Annotated in this window: 13 protein-coding genes; 5 read left to right on the top strand and 8 right to left on the bottom strand. The window is 59.2% G+C overall.

The annotated features are described in order from the left end of the window. Window positions 1-8: 8 nt before the first annotated feature. The gene (locus ACL2XQ_RS20595; protein ID WP_410013820.1) at window positions 9-1,103 is read right to left on the bottom strand and encodes a LacI family DNA-binding transcriptional regulator; all 1,095 of its coding nucleotides are present in this window, start codon (window positions 1,101-1,103) and stop codon (window positions 9-11) included. A gap of 82 nt (window positions 1,104-1,185) precedes the next feature. Beyond that, window positions 1,186-1,761: a serine protease gene (locus tag ACL2XQ_RS20590; protein WP_410013821.1), complete on the bottom strand. Its 576-nt coding sequence runs from the start codon at window positions 1,759-1,761 to the stop codon at window positions 1,186-1,188. A gap of 500 nt (window positions 1,762-2,261) precedes the next feature. On the opposite strand from ACL2XQ_RS20590, the gene ACL2XQ_RS20585 reads away from it, so the two are divergent. After that, window positions 2,262-2,462 (top strand): hypothetical protein, encoded by a 201-nt coding sequence (locus ACL2XQ_RS20585; protein ID WP_410013822.1) that lies wholly within the window; start codon window positions 2,262-2,264, stop codon window positions 2,460-2,462. Between the two features lie 1,131 nt (window positions 2,463-3,593). On the opposite strand, the gene fucO is transcribed toward ACL2XQ_RS20585, so the two are convergent. Then, window positions 3,594-4,745 carry a lactaldehyde reductase gene (gene fucO / locus ACL2XQ_RS20580; RefSeq protein ID WP_413721278.1) on the bottom strand — a complete coding sequence of 384 codons (1,152 nt, stop codon included), beginning with the start codon at window positions 4,743-4,745 and terminating at the stop codon, window positions 3,594-3,596. Window positions 4,746-5,236: 491 nt separating this feature from the next. Between fucO and treA the strand changes: the two genes are divergently transcribed. Continuing rightward, window positions 5,237-6,889 (top strand): alpha,alpha-trehalase TreA, encoded by a 1,653-nt coding sequence (treA, locus tag ACL2XQ_RS20575; protein ID WP_410013824.1) that lies wholly within the window; start codon window positions 5,237-5,239, stop codon window positions 6,887-6,889. Between the two features lie 66 nt (window positions 6,890-6,955). Here treA and ACL2XQ_RS20570 read toward each other — a convergent pair whose 3' ends face one another. Together ACL2XQ_RS20570 and ACL2XQ_RS20565 are read right to left on the bottom strand one after the other, a co-directional pair. After that, a complete protein-coding gene (locus ACL2XQ_RS20570) occupies window positions 6,956-7,759 on the bottom strand; it encodes an SDR family oxidoreductase (RefSeq protein ID WP_413732079.1) in 804 nt (267 codons plus the stop codon). Between the two features lie 27 nt (window positions 7,760-7,786). Continuing rightward, window positions 7,787-8,608, bottom strand: coding sequence for an alpha/beta fold hydrolase (locus ACL2XQ_RS20565; RefSeq protein ID WP_413739633.1), 822 nt, complete (start codon window positions 8,606-8,608; stop codon window positions 7,787-7,789). Window positions 8,609-8,735: 127 nt separating this feature from the next. Between ACL2XQ_RS20565 and ACL2XQ_RS20560 the strand changes: the two genes are divergently transcribed. The 3 genes from ACL2XQ_RS20560 (at window position 8,736) to ompC (ending at window position 12,491) form a co-directional block, all read left to right on the top strand. Continuing rightward, entirely contained in the window at window positions 8,736-9,386 is a 651-nt protein-coding gene (locus ACL2XQ_RS20560) for a TetR/AcrR family transcriptional regulator (protein ID WP_413721275.1), read from the top strand. 326 nt (window positions 9,387-9,712) lie between these two features. Further along, entirely contained in the window at window positions 9,713-11,278 is a 1,566-nt protein-coding gene (locus ACL2XQ_RS20555) for an MFS transporter (RefSeq protein ID WP_410013825.1), read from the top strand. 124 nt (window positions 11,279-11,402) lie between these two features. Then, a complete protein-coding gene (gene ompC, locus ACL2XQ_RS20550) occupies window positions 11,403-12,491 on the top strand; it encodes a porin OmpC (protein WP_410013826.1) in 1,089 nt (362 codons plus the stop codon). A 91-nt stretch (window positions 12,492-12,582) separates the two neighbouring features. On the opposite strand, the gene ACL2XQ_RS20545 is transcribed toward ompC, so the two are convergent. From ACL2XQ_RS20545 to ACL2XQ_RS20535, 3 genes are read right to left on the bottom strand one after another with little or no spacing between them, the layout of a single operon-like run. Next, window positions 12,583-13,995, bottom strand: a complete 1,413-nt coding sequence (locus tag ACL2XQ_RS20545) for an efflux transporter outer membrane subunit (RefSeq protein WP_410013827.1) — start codon at window positions 13,993-13,995, stop codon at window positions 12,583-12,585. Further along, window positions 13,995-15,104: an HlyD family secretion protein gene (locus ACL2XQ_RS20540; protein ID WP_410013828.1), complete on the bottom strand. Its 1,110-nt coding sequence runs from the start codon at window positions 15,102-15,104 to the stop codon at window positions 13,995-13,997. The genes ACL2XQ_RS20545 and ACL2XQ_RS20540 overlap by 1 nt, the downstream gene beginning before the upstream one ends. Window positions 15,105-15,114: 10 nt before the next feature. Further along, entirely contained in the window at window positions 15,115-16,746 is a 1,632-nt protein-coding gene (locus tag ACL2XQ_RS20535; RefSeq protein ID WP_410013829.1) for an MFS transporter, read from the bottom strand. Window positions 16,747-16,794: the final 48 nt, after the last annotated feature.

The raw sequence follows: 16,794 nt of genomic DNA, 5'->3' as shown, positions 1-16,794 counted from the left end.
GGGCCGCGTTATCGCGCGTCAATCAGCGGACCGGTGCTATCCCGATCCACCAGCGTAAAACCGACATCCATGGCCACGGGCGGTGCGCCGTTGGGGTCTTTTAACCGCTCGAGCAAGGCCGCCGCCGCGCGCTGGCCGATATACGCGCCGTCGATTTTAACCGTCGACAGCGCCGGAAAGGTATGGGCGGCAAAATTCATATCGCCGAACCCCATGACCGCGATGTGGCCGGGTATGGCGATCCCCCGGCTGGCGGCCTCGGTCAAGACGCCGTGCGCCAGGGTATCCGAGGTGCACACCAGGATAAGCGGCCGTCGTATCCCGGCGGATGCGGCCTGGGCCGCCGCCGGGCGTTGCAGCAGATGCAGTAGGTTTACCAGGCCTTGCCGCCCCTGTTCCAGAGTGGGCAAACCGTGGAACGTCTGGCGGTCGAGCGGGGCGATGCCCTGCTGGGCCAGCTGGCGGATAAAACTGTTGCTGCGCCGCATGCCGCGCGGGTCGTCTACCTCAATCAGGGCAAAATCGCGGTAGCCCTGCGCCAGCAGGTGCTGCGCTTCACGCTGGCCTATGGTCTCATGGGAAAACCCCACCAGCATATCAATGGGATCGTCGGTCATGTCCCAGGTTTCCACCACCGGGATGCCGGTGGCGCGCAGGCGTTTGCGGCTGACCTCGGTATGGATGGTGCCGGTGAGGATAATGCCGTCGGGGCGGCGGCTGAGCACCACTTCCAGCAGTTCCTGCTCCTGGGCGGCCTGATAGCCGGAAATGCCCAGCAATACCTGGTAATTTGCCTGCGCCAGCCTGGCGGCGATGGCCTGGAAGGTGTCGGCGAATATCGGGTTGGTGAGCATGGGCACGACCACCGCCACCAGGCGCGTGCGATTGGACGCCAGCGAACCAGCGATCTGGTTGCGTACGTAGCCGGTTTCTTCGATCACCCGCAGTACCTTGAGCCGGGTGGCGTCCTTGACCTGATTGGGCTGGTTCATCACGCGGGAGACGGTAATTGGCGCCACGCCGGCGAGTTTAGCCACATCAAAGAGGGTTACGCCGTGGGTGGAGCGCGCGGTGACGGGGCGGGGGTTTTTAGGCTTGGGCATGATATGGCTCGGCAAGGAGAACGCCGACAATGCTACAACGGCGCGGGGATACGAGCAAATCAAACGCGCCACGCCGGGGCGATTATGCCGTGCGGTGTGTCGCGCGCTTTTCTTCCACCCAGGTGTCGATGGACTGCCAGGGGATAAACACCGATACGCCCAGGCGTTTATTATAGGCTATCACCACGCCCACCACCGCGTCGTCATCGCCGTATACCGGCCCGCCGCTCATGCCCTGGACCACGCCGGAGGTGGAGGCGAAGGCGGGACAGCCGTCGTAATGATCCTGGTAGGAGGCAATGCCGCGCGATGATACCGGCAGCGTGCTCAGCGCCGAATAACCGTACATGCGTACATTTTCACCGGCCACCGCCGGGCGAAAATCCACCCGGCCCTTGCCGGCGCGGATCAGGGCGATGTCACAGACCTCATGGTAGGCCACCACGTCCATCATCATGATTTTGGCCACATGCCTGGCGGTGAGGCTGTAGCCGTCGCCGATGGGAAAGCTGGTGCCGACCGCTCCGGCCAGCGCCGGGATGCCGATAAAACGCATATCGGCTTTAGCGCGGGTGTCTTTATCAAAGCTATATTTTCCGTACGAGCAGCCGGTCAATAAAAATAACGCCGCTAATAGCAGAATGGGGTGTTTTATCATAATTAATCCTGTTGCAATATATATTGATATAAATAATTAAATTTGCTTAATAATTGATATGGTGCTTCTATTTTACAGGTGAAGTAACTCTATTTCTGGCGGGGAAGGATACCGAATCACATCAGGGTGATGGGTAATTAAATCACTATAAAATAATTATCGTTATAATACATTGTTAAGGGCGTGGATGTAATAGGAGTATGGTTTTTTTTTGACGATTATTTATTATGCTTTGATCACTTTTCCTATATCCTCCTTCATCAAATGGGATGTGTTACATTCGCGCGCGGCGAGCGGGTTTATCCGCAGAGGCGCGAGCGGCGGCGTCTGGGGGAGCGGTATTGCCTTATGGGGTATAAGATTAGGTGAAAAAGTGCTTTCACGCGGTGGTGATTTATGGTTATAACAGTACAAGTGTCATATACAGTCGGTAGGGTAGCGTTTCAGGGTTAACCGGCCCAGGAAGGTCAGGCTTCTTGTCCACAGCCAGGAGAATCGAGATGATTGTCGATCGTTTAAAGCGTCTGTTTGTCACCCAGCCTGAAGAGCCGGTCAGCGATATGTTTACCGGATCCGAGACGGATGCCCTGTTTAGCGCCATGGGCTGCGAGAATATGCCGGTGTATATCCCGGCCGACGTTTGGCAGCGGGTGAGCGATATGGAATACCGGATCCATTCTGATCACGCGCAGCGGATCTAGCCTGCCGTATTTTCCCTTGCACACGTCTGCTTTTAGATGGGTGTTGGCGGGTATACCGTGCCATGGGGCCTCGGTCGGGCGGGAAAACCACGCCCGATTCGACCCCATTGGCACGGTCTCCCTTTAACACGTCTGCGTTGAATTCAGTGTTGGCGGGCATACCGCGCCATGGGGCCTCGGTCGGGCGGGAAAACCACGCCCGATTCGACCCCATTGGCACGGTCTCCCTTTAACACGTCTGCATTGAGTTCGGTGTTGGCGGGCCTACCGCGCCATGGGGCGCTCGGTCGGGCGGGAAAAGCACGCCCGATTCGACCCCATCGGCACGCTCTCCCTTGAACACGTCTGCGTTGAGTTCGGCGTTGGCGGGCATACCGTGCCATGGGGCGCTCGGTCGGGCGGGAAAAGCACGCCCGATTCGACCCCATCGGCACGCTCTCCCTTGAACACGTCTGCGTTGAGTTCGGCGTTGGCGGGCATACCGCGCCATGGGGCCTCGGTCGGGCGGGAAAAGCACGCCCGATTCAACCCCATTGGCACGGTCTCCCTTTAACACGTCTGCATTGAGTTCGGTGTTGGCGGGCATACCGTGCCATGGGGCGCTCGGTCGGGCGGGAAAAGCACGCCCGATTCGACCCCATCGGCACGCTCTCCCTTGAACACGTCTGCGTTGAGTTCGGCGTTGGCGGGCATACCGCGCCATGGGGCCTCGGTCGGGCGGAAAAGCACGCCCGATTCGACCCCATCGGCACGCTCTCCCTTGAACATGTTTGCTTTGAGATGGGTGTTGGCGGGCATACCGCGCCATGGGGCGCTCGGTCGGGCGGGAAAAGCACGCCCGATTCGACCCCATTGGCACGCTCTCCCTTGAACACGGCTGCTTTGAGATGAGTGTTGGCGGGCATACCGTGCCATGGGGCCTCGGTCGGGCGGGAAAAGCACGCCCGATTCGACCCCATCGGCACGCTCTCCCTTGAACACGTCTGCGTTGAGTTCGGCGTTGGCGGGCATACCGTGCCATGGGGCCTCGGTCGGGCGGAAAAGCACGCCCGATTCGACCCCATCGGCACGGTCTCCCTTGAACACGTCTGCATTGAGCCCGGTGTTGGTGGGCGGCGGTTTCAGGCGCGGTTAGAAAATCGCTTGATACAGTTGTTCAATATCGGCAATCGAGGCGGCGCGGGGATTGCCGCCGGTGCAAACATCCGCGAAGGCCGCTTTGGCCAGTTGCGCGATATCTTCTTTTTTCACGCCCAGATCCCGCAGCGACGCGGGAATGCCCACATCATGACACAGCTGTTTGACCGCATTGATGGCGGCGGCGCGCGCCTGGGCGATATCCATGGTCTTCGCTGCTTCAACGCCCATCGCCACGGCGATATGGCGGAATTTTTCCCCGGTGTGCGCCGCGTTATAGGCCATGATGGTGGGCAGCAGTACCGCGTTCGCCACCCCATGCGGCGTATCATAAAACGCGCCCAGCGGATGTGCCATGCCATGCACCAGCCCAAGGCCGACATTGGAAAATCCCATGCCGGCGACATATTGACCCAGCGCCATATCCTCTACGCCACGCGCGTTGCCTTGTACGGAATCACGCAGGGACCGCGCAATGATTTCTATGGCCTTGAGATGGAACATATCGGTGAGTTCCCACGCCGCGAGGGTGGTATAGCCTTCTATGGCATGGGTCAGGGCGTCAATGCCGGTGGCGGCTTTCAGGCTGGCGGGCATGCTGGCCATCATATCGGGGTCGATAATCGCCACCAGCGGAATATCATGCGGATCAACACAGACAAATTTGCGCCGGTTTTCCCGATCGGTGATAACATAATTGATGGTGACCTCGGCAGCGGTGCCGGCGGTGGTGGGCACCGCCAGGATCGGCACACAGGGTTTTTTGGTGGCCGCGACGCCTTCCAGGCTGCGGACATCGGCAAATTCGGGATTATTGATGATAATGCCGATGGCCTTGCAGGTATCCTGCGGCGACCCGCCGCCAATGGCTATCAGATAATCCGCCCCGGCGGCCTTAAAAGCGGCAACGCCTTTATGGACTATCTCTATGGTGGGGTTCGCCACCACCTCATCATAAATCTGGAAGGGCAGTCCGGCATGTTTAAGGAGATCGGTTACGCGGGTGGCCACTTCAAAGCGGATGAGATCTTTGTCGGTAACCACCAGGGCTTTGTGGTAGCCGCGGGTGCGCGCTTCGTCAATGATATGGGTGATGGCGCCTTTACCGAAATAAGAGGTTTGATTAAGGATCATTCTATTAGCCATAATAAATAACCTTTGTTATAGCGGAGGGTAAGTTAATATTTTCACCTGTGGTCGTGGACGACAAGTATTATTAAATGCTTCACTTCACATTAATGATGAGTTAAAAAAAGCATCAGGAATAATGAAATATTTTTTACCTGGAAATATATTGGCTTTGTTATTAATGCTAAATGCCGGGAGCGAATGTAATTATCCTGTTATTGGCGGGGAGGGGGTGTTCCCGCGCGCGCGCGGCGGCCGGTTCACGCGGCGGTGGACGCCTGGGCGTTACGATAATTCCGAATATGGCCGTGAAACGGGCTAACCAGCTAATTTCACCGGCTAATTTGCCTCCCCGGCCCCAGCTTATGGCGTGAGTGGCTATAGTTATAAATCAGCTACGGGTTATGCTAAGGCTGACCGTGGCCAGTTTAGCCGGATGGCGTATAAAAATGGAGAGTTAACCTATGATTACACGCTCTTTCAGGTGGGCCTGGAGAAGATTTCTAACCATGGGCATGTCGCTGGGTACCGCGTCAGGCCGGGTTTTTTCAACGGCGCTGGCAAAAAAAAATAAATATAATATCAACGTACGCCAGGGACCGGATGCCTTATTGGGGCAGTTGTACATCGATGTGCAGACGGCAAAATTATTTTCCGATCAGAAGACCTTTGCCGATGCGGTGCCGCGCCGTACCCCGGCGGCCATATTGTCCGATTATCAGGCGAAAAAGCGGCGCAAGAACTTCAAGTTGCGGACGTTTGTCGAGAAAAATTTTATATTCCCCACCGACCGGGTGAAATATGTGCCGCCTAACGGGCAAACCCTGCGCGAGCATATCACCACCCTGTGGCCGGTGCTGACCCGCAATACCTCCACCGTGAGGCCCTATGATTCTCTGCTGCCGCTGCCGAAGGACTACGTCGTGCCGGGCGGACGCTTTCGCGAAGTCTATTATTGGGACAGTTATTTTACCATGCTCGGCCTGGCCGAATGCGATAAGTGGGAGCTGGTGGTGGATATGACCGATAATTTCTCCCATGAAATCGATACCTATGGGCGCATTCCCAACGGTAACCGCAGTTATTACCTGAGCCGCTCGCAGCCGCCGTTTTTTGCCCTGATGGTGGATTTGCTGGCGAGCAGGGAAGGGGACGGCATCTATCAAAACTATTTGCCGCAGCTGAAAAAAGAATACCAGTACTGGATGGAGGGAGGCGACGCGCTGGAGAACGGCGCCGCCGCCGAACGGGTGGTGCGCATGAAAGACGGCGCGCTGCTTAACCGTTATTGGGATGATCTGGATACGCCGCGCACCGAGTCCTATATGGACGATATCGTGACCGCCAGCGAGGCGACGGATCGCCCGGCGGGGGAGGTATACCGGGACCTGCGGGCTGGGGCGGCATCGGGGTGGGATTTCAGCTCGCGCTGGTTCGATGATCCGCTGGCGCTGTCGTCTATCCGCACGACGTCCATCCTGCCGGTGGATCTGAACGCGCTGCTCTTCCATCTGGAGCAGACGCTCGCCAAGGCCAGCCTGCTGAGCGGCAACCATGATGCCGCCAGCTATTACAGCCAGCGGGCGGAGCGCCGTAAGCAGGCGATTAACCTGCACCTGTGGAACGAGGAGGGCGGGTATTACGCCGACTTCGACTGGCGCCAGGATAAGCTGCGCGATCAGCTGACCGCCGCCATGGTTTTCCCCTTGTATAACAAGGTAGCGCCGCTGGAGCGCGCCACCCGCACCGCCCAGACGATACGCGATCAGTTGCTCAAACAGGGCGGGCTGATTACCACCACCAATGTTTCCGGCCAGCAATGGGACGCGCCGAACGGCTGGGCGCCGCTGCAATGGGTCGCGGTGGAGGGGTTGCGCAATTATGGTCTGGACGAGCTGGCGGAAGATATTGCCACCCGTTTCCTGGGCAACGTGCAGCGGCTGTTCAACAATCAGCATAAGCTGGTGGAGAAATACGTGGTGGAAGGCAGCGGCCTCGGCGGAGGCGGGGGCGGCGAGTATCCGCTGCAGGACGGTTTTGGCTGGACCAACGGCGTCACCCTTAAGCTGCTGGATATGTATAACGACAAGATGCCGGACTATACGGATACCGCCAGCCAGGCTGAGGCCACGCTGGAACCGGCCGCCGCCGTCGGCGCCTGATAACGCCCGGTTCCCTGCAAGCCGGCGGGGAAGGTGGCGCGACCGAAGCGCCGCCTTGGGGTTTTTTCAGATCTGATTGTCCCAGGCCGCCAGTTGTTGAGCTTTCAGCATATCCTCCACCGCCTGGGGCACCACGTTACGGAATTTTCCGTTGTCGGCGGGGACGATTTCAATCATGCGATCAATCATTTCCCGCGCATCGAGATGGCCAAATGGCGATGCCAGCGCCTCGTCGAACTGCGCGCGCAGGTCGGCTCGCCGGGTAATATTGTTCGTGTCGTCGAGCCAGCGGAAGGCCGTATCGGCCATGGTCTCGTTAAAACCGGTATAATAGGCGCCTGGATTGATGGTCTGGACTTTGATGCCGTGCGCGGCCAATTCCTGCTGCATCGCCTCGGCAATGGATTCCAGCGCATGCTTGGTCGAAGCGTAAACGCCCCAATTGGCGGGTGAGAACAGCCCGCTCATCGATGAGGTGAAGACAACCTTTGCGTGCTTATTCTGCCTGATCCACTTTTTGACGAAGCTTTGCGTCAGCGCGAGCGGAAGAAAAACGTTGACCTCGTAGTTATGGCGAACGAGATCGAGCGGAATTTCGAAAACCGGACCGCCCTCGCCCATGCCTGCATTATTCCAAAGCACGTCGATGTCGAAGCTTTGGGCGTAGGCCATGTCATGCGCGTCGAGGAGATCAAGCTTTTCCACCCGCAGATTGGCTAGGCCCAGAGCCTTGGCTTTTTCGCGCAACGGCGTTACCTGCGGCGAGCATTGCACGGTGGCGATAACCTGGTGGCCGTTGCGCGCCAAGCCGATGGCGGCCGCTTCGCCGAAACCGGAGCCGGCGCCGGTAATAAGAATGGTCTTGTACATATTATGAGGTCCTTACTTTGCAGGTGGTTAGGGTTGTGACGCTTGTCTGACGCGCGCCGAGATGGCGTTTTTGGGCAATGCTGAAATAAAGGTTCTGATCAATGCGGCGATTTCCCCGGGCGATTCCAGGGGGGATAGATGTCCGGTGCCCGCCAGCACGCGCATCCTGGCCTGGGGGATACGCGGTAGCAGTTCCGTCTCGAGCGTGGAGACGCTGTCGACCCGATCGCATTCACCCGCAATGACCAGGACCGGCACCGTAATCGCGCTTACCGCGGCCGAAATGTCCTCTTGGCTGGAGTGGCGCGGCCAGGCGATTTTTGCCGCCGCGCCGCCGCGCAGACTGTCTTCGATAACCTGCCGCCGCTGGCCTTCGGTGAGAGGCTTTGCCGTAAGCACCTGGTTGATGGTGGCGGCAACCGAGGCCGCGGACGCGTACGCCGCCTCCATGCCGACGAGCATCTCGGGCGGCAACCCGAGCGGCGTGGGCGGCGAAGGAGCGACCAGCACCAGCCCGGCCAGTCCCTCCGGCTGGCGCGACGCGATCAATTGAGCGATCTTACCGCCCATGGAGTGCCCAACCAGCACGAAATCCGACAAACCACGCGCCCTGATCACCCGTTCAACGTCATCGGCGAAATCGGCCAGCGCATAATCCTCCCGCGGCGCATCCGACAAACCCCAACCGCGCAAATCGACGGCGAGGGTGCGCCAGGCGTTTGCCAGGGCGGCGATGACGTGGCGCCAGGTTCGGGACGACCCGCCCCAATAATGCAGGAAGATAAGCGTCGGGTCGCTTTTGCCCTGTTCCTCGACATGGATATAGATCTCCCCGTTTACGGCTGTCATGGCCTCTCCCGTCTGGATGTTCAAGAAAGCGTTTTGCCCGCATACGTACCGGTTTGACGTAGGGCGTGGTCATCCTTAGTGAAATCTGCTAATATCCAACATCTGTCACTTTTTGTAAATCTAACATATGTCTGATTTTGATGCAAGTCCCCCCAAGGAAAAACGAACGCGCCGTCCCGTGCAGGAACGGTCGCTGGAACGCATGACCCGGGTCATCGAGGCGGCGGAGCGCATGCTCGAGCAACTGGGCCCGGAAAAAACCTCGATCCCCGCCCTTGCTGCCCTGGCGGAAGTACCTAGGGCCAGCATCTATCCCTTCTTTCCTGATAAGTACGCACTGTTCGCGCATATCTCGCAGATCCATATGCGCCGCCTTGCCGACGCCATCGCGGATTCGGACGCCGCCCGCGCCCGTACGCTTAGCGCGTGGGTGCGCAGAGTGATAGATATTTGCGTGGAGTATTACAACGCCCATCCGGTGGCGAGTGTGCTGTTGCTGAATGGTTCTTTTAGCGATACCGACCGTGCCGCCCATGCCGTCAAGAACGCATCAATCGGACGCTTGTTGCGCGACACGGCCGCGCGCTTGGGCGAACTGCCGGCATTGCCGGCGTCGCCCGACGTTGCGACCCTCGCCGTTGAAATTGGCTTCGCTTGCCTGAAGTTCGGCTATGTCCAAGACGGCCGCATCAATAACGCGGTGCGAAACGAAGCCCTGCGGGCGGTCATGGCCTATCTGGACCGCTGGCGGGACGACGTTAAGTCCACGGGGAACTGACGGGCAGGGCGGCGGCGGTTCGCCGCCACATCCAGGCGGCGGGCAGGAACCCGGCGGCCTGGATGCCCGCGGAATAAAGGGCGCCGCGCCGCCGTTATTTCCATTGCCGTTAAATAAAATGATGTTTTATTAAAAATAAACTATTTTTTTATATCTTTGACCTCGATCGTTATTCTCTTCGTTTTTCTGCCACTGGACGCAACGTTCTGGCAACCGCAGAAAGGTTTTCATTGTTGGTTGGTTCTATCTTGAACCGCGTTATAACCGGCAGATTCAAGTGTTCTTCAACCTTTGTCTAACCAGATACAACCCTGGACATCACAGCAATGAAAATACGTTCCATAGGTTTACCGCAATACCTGGCTTATGGCTCCGGCGATTTCCTGGGCGCGGGCACCACCGCCCTGACCGCCGCCTGGCTGCTTTATTTCTACACCACGTTTTGCGGCCTCTCGCCCATCGAGGCCACCTTTATCTTTGCCTGCGCCCGGGTGCTGGACGCCGTGGTCAGCCCGCTGATGGGCTACCTGACCGATAATTTCGGCGGCACCTGGCTGGGCAAGCGCTTCGGCCGCCGCAAGTTCTTTATCCTGCTCGGCATTCCCTGCGTGTTCAGCTATTGCCTGATGTGGGTCGGCGGCATGGGCTACGGTTATTACCTGCTGACCTATCTGTTGTTCGACGTGGTCTACACCATGATCCTGGTGCCCTACGAAACCCTGGTGCCGGAAATGACCGACGATTTTAAACAAAAATCCAAGTTCTCCGGCGCGCGTATCGCCCTGGCGCAGCTGTCCGCCATCCTGGCCGCCTTTTTGCCCGGCATCCTGCTGTCGCATTTCGGCAAGGACAACGCCATTTCCTTTTTCTACGCCAGCGTGGTGTTCGCGGTGATCTGCGCGCTGGTGCTGACCCTGGTCTACCTGTTTACCTGGGAGCGGCCGGCGGCGCTGAAATCGGAGGCGGTATTAAAGCTTGAGCGTGAAAAACAGCAGCTGACCCTGGGACAAAGCCTGCGGCGCCTGCATATCGAACTGTCCTCCACGCTGCGCGTGCGCATCTTTCGCCAGCATCTGGGCCTGTACCTCGGCGGCTACATCGCCCAGGACGTGTTCAACGCGGTGTTTACCTATTATGTGGTGTTCGTGCTGATGCAAAGCGCCACCGTGGCCTCCAACCTGATGGGGGTGATGGCGATCCTGCAGTTCGTGGCGGTGATCGGCATGATCCCGCTGTGCATCCGCTTCGGACCGGCGCCGTCCTACCGGCTGGTGGTCACCCTGTTCGGCCTGAGCGCGCTCTCCTACGGCGTGCTGTACTACGCCGGCCTGAGCGACACGTTCTCGCTGCTGCTGCTGGTATCGGCCGTGGCCGGCCTTGGCCGGGGCGGCATCAACTATGTGCCCTGGAATATCTACACCTATATCGCCGATGTGGACGAGGCGATCACCGCCCAGCGGCGCGAGGGCATCTTCGCCGGCATCATGACGCTGACGCGCAAGGCGTCCCAGGCCGGGGCGGTAATGCTGGTGGGGGTGTTCCTGCAGCTGTCGGGGTTCGTTTCCGGGCAGAAAGTGCAGTTGCCGCAGGTAAGCCACGCCATCCTGGCCATCCTGTGCATCGGCACGGTGCTGGTGCTGACCGCGGGTTTCATTATTTCCCTGCGCTTTAAGCTGAACCTGAAAACCCACCGCATCCTGCAGCTGGAAACGCAGAAAATGCGCGCGGCCAATCATCCGCTGCCGCAGCAGATCACGCCGGAGGCACGGGCCACCGTGGAGACGCTGACCGGCATGAAATACGAATCGCTGTGGGGCAATAACAACATCGGCTACCTTAACCGCCATAAAGGTGCGCCGGAAAAAGCCGTACCGCAGGAGCATGCCGTTTAAACGCTGAAAAAGAAAAGCCATAAACAATAATTGGCCGCACCGGCCAAGGGATAAATATGGACGTAACACAGCAATTCACTATTTGAATTTTATTTTAAATTAATTAATTGAGGGTTGGAATAAAATGAAATCTTCTGTTCTGTGGTGGGTTTTACCGTTGGTTTTTATTGCCGGCAACGGCAACGCGGCCGAGATTGTCAATAAAGACGGCAACAAGCTCGATCTGTATGGCAAGGTCGATACGCTGCATATGTTTAGCGATAATCCGGGCATCGATGGCGATCAAACCTATTTCCGTTTTGGTTTTCGCGGCCAGACCGAGATTAATTCGTCCCTGACGGGTTACGGCCAGTGGGAATACCAGGTCAACGCCAACCAGGCGGAAAGCAGCACCAGCACCAGCGTCACCCGCCTCGGGTTCGCCGGCCTGCGCACCCAGCAGTACGGGTCGGTGGATTACGGGCGTAACTTCGGGGTACTGTACGATCTGGGCGCCTGGACCGATGTGATCCCCGAATTTGGCGGCGACGCTTACGGCATTGACAATTTTATGTTTAAACGTACCAGCAACCTGCTGACCTATCGCAATAACGTCCTGATCGACGGCCTGAAGCTCACCGCCCAGTACCAGGGCAAGAACGGCAGCGCCACCGAAACCAATAACGGCCGCGATGCCCTGCGCCAGAACGGCGAAGGCTACGGCGCGGCGCTGATTTATGACTTTGGCGCGGGTATCAGCGCCGGCGCTACGTTTGCCACGTCCGATCGAACCGAGGGACAAAATAACCTGGCCTACGGCCATGGCGATAAAGCCGACGCCTATCGCGGTGCCCTGAAATATGACGCCCACCAGATCTACCTGGCGGCCACCTATACCGAAACCTATAACGCGACGCCGTTCGGCAGCAGCAGCCACAGCGTGTATGGTTTTGCCAACCGGGCCCAGGTGGTGGAACTGTTGGCGCAATATCAATTCACCAACGGCCTGGCGCCGATCGTCAGTTATTTGCAAACCCGCAGTAAGGATATCGAAGGCTATGGTAATCAGGATACGCTGAAATACCTGGCCGTCGGCGGCGCTTATTTCTTCAATAAACGCATGTCCACGGACGTTATCTACAAAGTCAATTTACTGAAAAATAACGACTTCACCAAAAACAGCGGTATCAATACCGACGATGTGCTGGCGGTGGCGCTGATTTATTATTTCTGATTAATCAGTTAGGCGTTGGCCCAAAGCGATGGGCCAACGCCGCGCGCGCCGCGAGTCTTCCCTCAGGCGGCGAACCGCATTCACTTCTGCCCTAGCGCGGCTCCAGGTTATCGCCGTCCACCCGCCAGCCGCCCCCAAGGGAACGGTAAAGATCAATTTGCGCCAGCAGCACGTTGTTGCGCAACTGTATTACGCTGACCTGGGTAGCGAACAGGGTACGCTGGGCATCCAGTTCTTCCAGGTAAGACGCGTAGCCGTTGCGGTAGCGATTATGGGCGATGCGCAACGCCTCGCTTACCACGTCCTCCTGCCGCCGGGTTTCCGTCAGCTGTTCCTCTAGCCGCGTGATGGCGTCCAGACTATTGTTCACTTCGCTGAACGCCGATCGCACCACTTTTTCGTAATTGTAGAGGGCCTGGTTGCGGGTGGCGGCGCTGATATCCACCTGGGCGTTCAGGGCCTCGCGGTTGAGCAGCGGCGCCAGTACGCTGCCGCCGATGCTCCACAGCCGGAAAGGATTATCGATAAGCTTTTCCAGGGCATTGTCCTGCAGGGTGCCGGAGGCGGTCAGGTTAAGCGAGGGCAGCAAAGCGGCGCGGGCGGAGCTTAGCGTCGCGTCGGCGGCAATCAGCTGCCGTTCGGCCTGGATGATATCGGGACGCCGTCGCATCAGCTCCGAGGGCAGCAGGGTGGGCAAGGGCAGGGGGCGCAGCCGGCCGGCATCGTCGCCGCGCGGGATGGCGCCGGGATTAGCGCCCAAGAGAATGCTTAGCGCGTTTTCCTGTTCCGTTATCTGATGCGACAGCTGCGGTATCTGGGCGCTGGCGGCCTGGTATTCCGCCTGCGCCTGCACGTATTCCAGCCGCGATGAATAGCCGGTTTCAAACTGCCTGCGCGCCAGTTTCAGCGAATTGCGCCGTGACTCCAGAGTGGCGCGGGTTAACGCCAATTGCCGGTCCAGCGCGTACAGCGTCAGATATCCCGAGGCGACGGACGAGGCCACCGTCAGCATGGCCGCCGCCGCCGCGGCCTGCTGCGCTTCCAGGCTTGCGCGCGCGGCGGCGGCGGTAGCGGACCGCCGTCCCCAGAGATCCACGTCATAACCCGCCTGCAGCGTGCCCTGGTAGACCGTGCTATAGACCGGCAGGCCGGTGGCTGACGACAGCACCCGGGCGCGGGTGCCGTCGACGCCGGCGTCCAGCGACGGCAGGCGATCTCCGTTGGCCGCGCGCAGCCGGGCGCGATATTCGTCAACCCGGGCGCGGGCGGTGAGGATATCGGTATTATTGCGCAGAGCCTGTTCAACCAGCCGGCTTAATACCGGATCGTTAAATTCCCGCCACCAGCGCGCCTCCACCGGCGCCGCCGGGCCCACCTTTTCGCGCCACTGCGCCGGGATAAGCAGGCTGGACTGCGCCGCCGGCTCGCGCCCAGGGTGGCAGGCGCACAGCAGCAGGAGCAGGCCGGGCGCGGATAAACGCAGCAGGAGGGGCTTCGCCGGCATCAGCGTACCTCGCCTTGCTGGTTTTCGGCATTCAGGGTATTGATGCTGACTTCCACCGACATGCCGGGACGCAACCGCCGGTAAAGAGGGCCATCATCGTGGATTTTTATCCGCACCGGGATGCGCTGGGCGATTTTGACAAAGTTGCCGGTGGCGTTATCCGCCGTAATGGCGCTGAATTCCGACCCGGCGGCGGGCGAAATATTTTCCACCTCGCCGCTAAGGCTGGCGTAGTCCAGCGCATCCACCCGGATACTGACCGGTTGTCCCAGCCGGATGGCGGCCATTTGCGTTTCCTTCATATTGGCGATCACCCACATCTGCTCGGGCACCAGCGACGTCAGGTGGGTGCCGGCGCTGACATACGCGCCCTGCCTGACCGAGATCTGGCCCAATTGCCCATCGCGCGGCGCGACAATGCGGGTATTGGCCAAATCAATCTGCGCCAGTTCCAGCGCCGCCTGCGAGCTGGCGACATCGGCCTCCAGCGACGCGCGGTTGACGATGACCGTCTGCAAATCCTGCCGGGACATCTCCAGCGCCGCCGTGGCCTGGGCGATATCCGCCCTGGCCTGGCTGTAGCTGGCGCGCGAGGCGTCGCGCTCGCGCACGGATAACGAGCCGTCGGACATCAGGTCCTCGACGCGCTTTAAATCCAGGCGCGCTTTTTCCGCCTGCGCCTGGGCGTTGACCACCGCCGCCTGGTTGCGCGCAATCGCCGCCTCGCTGCTGCGCCGTTGCTGAATATTATTGGCCAGCGCGGCCCGTTTCATATCCCGCTGCGCCATGGCCTGATGCACCCGTTGCCGGTAAATGCGCTCGTCAATGGTCATCAGGAGATCGCCTTTGCGCACCCAGGCAAAATCCTGTACCGCGACCTGGGTGATATAGCCGCTGAGCTGCGGGCTGATGACGGTAACCTGGCCGCGAACATACGCATTGTCCGTGGTCTGCACCTGGCGGGTAAACGGCGGCAACTGCCAGGCGTAGAGGATGACCAGCACGCCGACAATGGCGATCGCCACCGCCACCAGGGTGGTCAGGATACGGGCATAGCTGCTTTTTTCCTTTTCCGGCGCCGTGGCCGGGCCGTCGGGTTGCTGACTCATTGTTGCTCCATTAATGGTTAACCTGGCGCCGGGCCTGCATCCGCAGCCGGAACAGTCGCCATAAAATCCAGACCAGCGTTGCCAGCGCAATGGCCGCGGTCAGCATATACACATCGTTATAGGCCAGCGTATTGGCTTCCCGGGTGGCGACGGCCTGTAATTGCGCCAGTCCCTGCGCGCTTAACAAATCGCTGTCGTTAAGCACGCCGCCATAGGCGGCGCTATAGCTGCCGACCCGCTCGGCCACCAGGGGATTTTGCAGGCTTAGCTGCTCTGCTATCTGGCTGGAATGAAACTTTTCGCGTATGACCTGGAATGTGCCGAGCAGTGCTGATCCCAGCAGCCCGCCCAGGTTCTGGCTCATGCCGAACAGCACTGAAAAGCTCACCAGGTTGCGCGGCTCGGCCACCACGCCGCCGATGCCGGCCAGCAGCGCCGGGGCCAGGAAAAAGGCGCTGCTGAAACCGAGCAAAAACTGGCTGATATACAGATTATCCGGTCGCGTCAGGCTGTTGGACTGCGCGTCCATCAGCGAGGCGAAGGTCATCAACACGAGAGCGATAATAATAGGGCGGCTGAGATTTTTGGGATTAATCGTCAGGGCGCTGATGACGATGCCGGCCACAATACCCGCCAGGATCGCCAGGGACAAACCGCGCATCTGATCGTTGAGCAGGCCGATTTGCTGCAGGTAGCCGATGGCGCCGGTGTTTTGCTCGGCCAGCACGATACGGATCAGCAACATGATAAGCCCAAGGCGCACGATACTGCCGCTGCTGAGCCAGCGGATATTCAGCAACGGATTGCGGCGGTTGCGTTCCACCAGGATGGCGCCGGTAATCAGCGCTACGGCCAGCGCCAGCGAAACGCCAATCCAGGGCGCGGATAACCACCAGTCGATGCGGCCAAGGGAAAGCACCGCGCAGATAAGCCCCATGCCGGGCGCCAGCAGTATAAACGTCAGAAAGTCTTTTTTCTCAAACACCTTGATGCGATCGCTGGGCGGCAGCTTAAGCAACAGCACGCCGCCGAGCGACAGCAGGGCCAGCCCCAGCTCGAACAGATAAAGGCCACGCCATTCATTAAGGGCCAGCAGTTCCGAGGAGAACAGCCGCGCCAGCGGAATCGCCACCTGCGACGCCCCGATGCCGATGGTCAGGCCCTTCAGGCGGTGCCTGGCCGGAAAAGCCTGAATTTGGTAGTAAATCGACAGCGAACTCAGCGCCGCGCCCACCATGCCGTGCGCGGCGCGCACCATGATGGCGGAATTAAGATCGTTCACAAACAGGTGAAAAAACGCCACTAAGACATACAGCACCAAAAAGGCTTCGGTAAATACCCGCAGGCCATACTGCTGGCGAAATTTCACCAAGAGCAGGTTTATCGACACATTGGTCATCAGATAAACCGCCGGCAGCCAGGCAATCTCGTTGGAGTAAGCGCCAAAAGTGCCTTGCAGGTTGCTCAGGTTGGCCGTCACCAACGCATTGCCCAGCCCGCCGGTAATTGAAACCAGCACGCCGACGATGCCGTACGCAATGCGTTTTGGCACGGGGTGCAGCGGGGTCGAGGGCGAACCGGGAAGCGCGGGCTTCTCATGCGGCAGCCATTCGCGCGGGGCGTAGGGATCTTTTTTTGCCATGGTCCTCCGGCCGCGTTGTGAATGATTGAGAGTAAACAACAAAATTTC

Origin of the sequence: Sodalis sp. RH14 (genome assembly GCF_047324285.1) — a bacterium.
Classification (GTDB): domain Bacteria; phylum Pseudomonadota; class Gammaproteobacteria; order Enterobacterales; family Enterobacteriaceae; genus Acerihabitans.
This window is presented reverse-complemented; position numbering and strand designations above follow the sequence as displayed.